A 1,583-nucleotide genomic window follows, 5' to 3' on the forward strand; every position below is an offset into this window, starting at 1 on the left:
CCGCAAAGGGAGGGGGAGGAGCTGCCGCCGATTACTTTTCCCTCTTCTTGCTTTTCAGCTTCTCCAACCAGCCTTTTACAATTGGAAGCCTACGGCAAACGAAGATGGAACCTGCGGCCAAAGCTATAGATATGATACAAGGCAATACGATTTCGCTGTCAAACGTGAATCCGCCCCAAAAAGAATAATGTATTGCGCTTGGAATTTGCGCAATATACGCTACTGCAATCACGACGAAGATTCCACATATCGCAAGAGCGATTTTTTCTTTGAGGTTTTTTTGCTTTGACAGCCAGCTTCGTATATATGGAAGCCGATACCAGTACAAAAAATTCGGAATTAAACAAATTGCTGATGCAACTATCATTAATATCAATACAAATGAGCCAATACCATTAAATCCATTCGTCCAGTAATATGACCGATAATTTTCAAATATGTCCAGTAGCATCATCACCGGAGTCATCAGGCAACCGAAAACATAAGGTGCAGCCGCAGCTAAAGCAGTAATCCCTTGAATTTTTATGACTGTTCTTGCCGACTTTGCATCTTTAATGGCACCGTCTTTCCTTGCTTTACGCAACAAAATAGCTGTCATAATCATTGATATACAACCACACAAGAAATAAGCGAAAAAGTATAGAAAAATAATAATCGTCCAAAATGTCTCAAGAATACGTAAACCTTGTCCAAATACTAGTGCAAGAGAAACATAGCCGATTACTGCTCCTAGATAAAGCGCAACAACTGAAAAAATAAATTGGGAAACATAGCTTTTGGCCTGTTTCTTTGCCACCTGTTTATCCAGTGCCGCTCGCTCCTGCTCCGCAATCCTCTCCCGGTTGCGCTTTTCAAGAACGATGACGCTTGCGGTTTCCTGCGCCTGTTCAAATGTCTGCTGACAATTCGGGCAAGTGTCCCCGTCGGCAGTTCTGACTAAACAGCCACAAGTACACCGCCACAATCCACCGCCCAGCGTTCCCGGCTTACAAAGCGTTTCCTCACTGACTTCATTTTGCAGTTCCGGCGGCAAGACACTTTTCAGCAAGGTTACTGGAATGGATCTTGAAACCTGACTGTCTGTCCCAGCCCTCCAAACTGTGCCGTCAGTGAAAACCACCTTGTTATAAGTTATCACAATATGGATGGCCCCAATGTCACCCAAGTCAAGCAACTGTTTTTGACCGAAAGTATCCCCGCTTGCACAATTGACGTCCAGATACTCCGCTTGAATCGTTGTGCCATTCGCTATTATATCTCCCGCATCGTCAATGAAATCAATAGCGGCATATGCGGATTTGATGGTCTGCGTTCCCGAGTTGATAAACTTCAACTGCAACAGATTCTTGCCCGTTGTCTTATCTTTTAGCACCGCTCCGCGCAAGAACATGACGGGACAATCATTGGCAGGAAACTGCTCCTTGAAGATCTATCTGATACGCTCAAACCGCTGTTTTTTCCGTACGTTTAACTCTATTCCTGGTATATCTGCCTTTTTTGGGCCTGAAAATGCGATTATAAAAGATACAATTAGCGGGCTGATAATAAGTGAAATGAAAAAAATTCCCGCTTCTTCCATATAC

The 1,583-nt window shown here is 43.7% G+C and carries 1 protein-coding gene; it reads right to left on the reverse strand.

The genetic code is table 11. The features are described from left to right. Window positions 1-31: 31 nt before the first annotated feature. Window positions 32-1,390: a hypothetical protein gene (locus JX325_RS16420; protein ID WP_204792106.1), complete on the reverse strand. Its 1,359-nt coding sequence runs from the start codon at window positions 1,388-1,390 to the stop codon at window positions 32-34. Window positions 1,391-1,583 lie beyond the last annotated feature (193 nt).

It is taken from the genome of Oscillibacter sp. CU971 (genome assembly GCF_905219725.1).
Taxonomy (GTDB): Bacteria; Bacillota; Clostridia; order Oscillospirales; family Oscillospiraceae; genus Oscillibacter.